A 3,423-nucleotide genomic window follows, 5' to 3' on the forward strand; every position below is an offset into this window, starting at 1 on the left:
GGGCTCCCGGGCGGCGGTGTCGTGGCCGGGCGCGGAACGGGGGTCAGGTCACCGGTCCGCGCCGCGGGTCAGGAGGTGGCGGTGCAGGTCGGAACGGCGGTGGCGACGGCCCCGCTGTCGGTGCGGGTGGCCTGGACGCCGAAGGTGGTGGAGCCGGCCGGGGCGATCACCCCGTTGTAGGAGAGGTTGGCGGCGCTGACGGTCTGTCCGCTCTGCTGGACGTCCGCGCTCCAGCTGCTGGTGACCTTGAGGCCGGTGGGCCACTGCCAGACGACCTTCCAGCCCTTGGTGGCGGTGGTGCCGGTGTTGGTGACGGTCACGTTGGCGGTCAGGCCGGAGCCCCAGTCGTTCAGGGTGAGCGCCGCGCTGCAGCCGGCGTTGCCGCCGGAGCCGGCCGTGGTGGCGGTGACGGCGGTCGAGGCGGCGGAGACGTTCCCGGCCGCGTCCTTGGCCCGCACGGTGTAGCTGTAGGCGGTGGCGGCGGTCAGTCCGCCGTCGGTGTAGGCGGTGGTGGTGCTGCTGCCGACCTTGGTGCTGCCGCGGTAGACGTCGTAGCCGGTCACGGCGGTGTTGTCGGTGGCGGCCGTCCAGGAGAGCGAGACGCTGCTCGCCGTGGTGCCGGTGACGGTGAGCCCGGTCGGCACGGTCGGTGCGGTGGTGTCGCCGCCTCCGCCCCCGCCGCCGGTGCCGCCGAAGCCGGGCGCCTTGATGTCGGCGAGGTAGCCGTCCTTGACGGTGTTGACGGTCGTCCAGTCGTCGTTCAGGATGCCGCCGGTGTCACCGGAGTTGGGGTTCCACGACCAGAACGTCCAGCCGAAGCTGTCGGCGCCGTACTGGGCGGTGGGCCGCAGGTACTGCACCAGGGCCTTCAGCCACTGCTGGTCGACGGTGGACTGCAGGGTGGTGCCGAACTCGCCGACCCAGACCGGGGCGATGTTCTGCTTGAAGAGGTAGCCCCAGTTCTTGTCCCAGACCCCGGGCATGTTGGCCGGGAAGGTCGGGTCGGAGAACCACGGCTGCTGGGCGACGCTGGTCGCGTAGTCGTGGGCCGAGTACACCACCCGGTTGGCGACGCTGAGTTGGACGGGGTACTGGCCGGCGCCCTGCAGGTTGCCGCCCCACCAGGTGGAGCTGCCGTTGAAGGTCTGCACGCCCTCGACGAAGATCAGCAGCTTGGAGTTGGCCGAGAGGACGGCCTCGCCGCCGCGCTGGGCGGCCAGCCGCCAGTCGGTCGCGGTGTCGCCGCAGCCCCAGCAGGCCGGGTCGTGCGGCTCGTTGTGCAGGTCGATGCCGACCACGGCGGAGTTGCCGGCGTAGCGGGCGGCGATCGACTTGAGGTTGGCGAGCCAGGTCGACTCCGGGACGGCGGCGGTGTACCAGAGGGCCGACTGGCCGCCGGAGTCCGGGCGGTGCCGGTCGAGGATCACCTTGAGGCCGGCCGTGCCGGCGTAGTTGACCAGCTTGTCCATCACCTGGAGGGAGTTGAGCCCGACCAGGTCGGCGTTCATGCCGCCGGAGGTGTTGATGCTGGCGGGCTGGGTGCCCTTGAAGATGTCGTCGCTGTACGGCAGCCGGATGGTGTTGTAGCCGAGCGACTTCATCTGGTCGATCATGCTCTTGTAGTCGCGGCTCCACAGGCCGTGCGCCACGTAGTTGCCGGTCTCGAAGCCGAACCAGTTGATGCCGGCGATCCGGACGGGCCGGTCGGCCTCGTCCAGGATCTGCCGGCCGCTGGTGTGCCAGTACCCGGCGCCCGCGGAGGCGGTGGCGGCCGGGGCGGCGGGGGTGTCGGCATGCGCGGCCTGCAGGCCGGTCGGGGCGGCGACGACCGCGGTGGCCGCGGCGAGGGCTGCGGCACCGCGGCCGAGCCGGCGGGTGAGGCGCCGGCGCAGCTGAAGGCGCATGGGTCTCGTTCCTCTCTGGAGGCTGTCCGGGCGCCGCCGCCGGGGGAAGTCGGCGGTAGGGCGCCCGGCGGGTGGGGGGCGATCCGTGGTACGAGAGTGCCGATGCCGGCGCCCCATCACTGCGGGAGCGCTCCCACAGGGACAGGGTTGTGCGCCGGAGTCGCCCTCATCAAAGCCAGTGGCGGATCAGCCGTCAATACGACCAACAGACTTCAATACATGAAGGATTAAGCCCCAAACCACCACCCTGACCGGAAAGGGCGGCCTGACCTGTACGACTAATGAAGGATCGCAGGGTGGTCGACGGGCAGGACTGGGAGCGCTCCCAGATTCCGCGGGCTGCGCCGATCGGCACCCGGGTGCCGCCACGCCGGGCCGGGAACCCGCCGATCGGACACGGCCTGCCTACGCTGGCCGGGCGGCCGGCCCGCGGACGTCCGTGTGGGGCGCGGCGGCCCGGGCAGACGGGAGCGCGTCGGGCAGGCCGACGACAGTGGAGGAGCCGAGCATGAGCCGCAAACCGCGCCAGGTGCTGGAGGACGTCCGCCGGGAGCTCGCCCCCGGCGAACGGGAGAACCGCCTCGTCCCCGAGATCGCGGCGGGCACCGCCCCGCTGACCGTCCTGGCGGAGCTCGCCGCCCAGCAGTACCGGATCATCGGGAGCGACCGGCGGAGCCTGCTGGTGCTGGCCGCCCGCTGCGCGGACGACCCCGGCGGCGCGTACTTCGCCGGCCTGGCCGACAGCGAGGGCGAGGCGCTGCGGATGCTCGAAGCCTTCGCCGCCCGCTGCGGACTGTCGCCGCGCGAGGCCGCGGCCCGCAAGCCGCTGCCGGGCTGCCAGGCGTACCCCGCCTACCTGGCCTGGCTCGCGCTGAACGGCGACCCGGCCGGGGTGGTGCTCGCCCTCACCGCCAACTTCGCCGCCTGGGGCGGCTACTGCGCGGCCGTGGCGACGGGCCTGCGCCGCCACTACGGCTTCGACGACACCGACTGCGCCTTCTTCGACTTCTTCGCCCGCCCGGCACCGGCCGCGGAGGACGCGGCGGTGGCGGTGCTGGAGGCGCTGTCCCCGGACGGGGGACGGATCGGCGCGGGCCGCGAGTACGGGCAGTTGCTGCAGGCGTACGAGCTGATGTTCTGGAACACCCTCGCGGACGCCCCGGCCCGTCGGCACGGACGCTGAGGCCCGTCCTCGGCGACCCTCGGCGGCCCTTCGCGAGGAGGCCGGATGTGCTGGAGTGCGGAGGCGGACGCGGCCGCCGGGGCGGTGGTCGCCGGGCTCGGCACGGTCTGCCTGCTTCGGGTGCGCGATCCGCGGCGGGTGCCGCTGGCCGCACTGCCGCTGCTGCTCGGGGTGCACCAGCTGGTGGAGGCGGCGGTCTGGCTCGGCGAGGACGGCCGGATCGGGCCCGGACCGGCCCTGGCCGCCCGCACGGTGTGGGCCCTGATCGCGCTGCCGCTGCTGCCGCTGCTGGTGCCCTTCGGGGTGTGGTGCGCGGCGGGGCCGGGCCACCCGCGG

Annotated in this window: 3 protein-coding genes; 2 read left to right on the forward strand and 1 reads right to left on the reverse strand. The window is 73.4% G+C overall.

All coding sequences use genetic code 11. From position 1 onward, the window contains the following. Positions 1–68: 68 nt before the first annotated feature. The gene (locus ABZ641_RS29925) at positions 69–1,904 is read right to left on the reverse strand and encodes a cellulase family glycosylhydrolase (protein WP_359986776.1); all 1,836 of its coding nucleotides are present in this window, start codon (positions 1,902–1,904) and stop codon (positions 69–71) included. 508 nt (positions 1,905–2,412) lie between these two features. Here ABZ641_RS29925 and ABZ641_RS29930 point away from each other — a divergent pair. Both ABZ641_RS29930 and ABZ641_RS29935 read left to right on the forward strand, forming a co-directional pair. Next, on the forward strand, positions 2,413–3,087 hold the full coding sequence (locus ABZ641_RS29930; RefSeq protein WP_359986778.1) for a transcriptional regulator: 675 nt from the start codon (positions 2,413–2,415) through the stop codon (positions 3,085–3,087). A 45-nt stretch (positions 3,088–3,132) separates the two neighbouring features. Next, on the forward strand, positions 3,133–3,423 hold a 291-nt coding region (locus tag ABZ641_RS29935; RefSeq protein WP_359986781.1), incomplete at its 3' end, for a DUF6629 family protein.

It is taken from the genome of Kitasatospora sp. NPDC007106 (genome assembly GCF_040634455.1).
GTDB classification, from domain to species: Bacteria; Actinomycetota; Actinomycetes; order Streptomycetales; family Streptomycetaceae; genus Kitasatospora; species Kitasatospora arboriphila.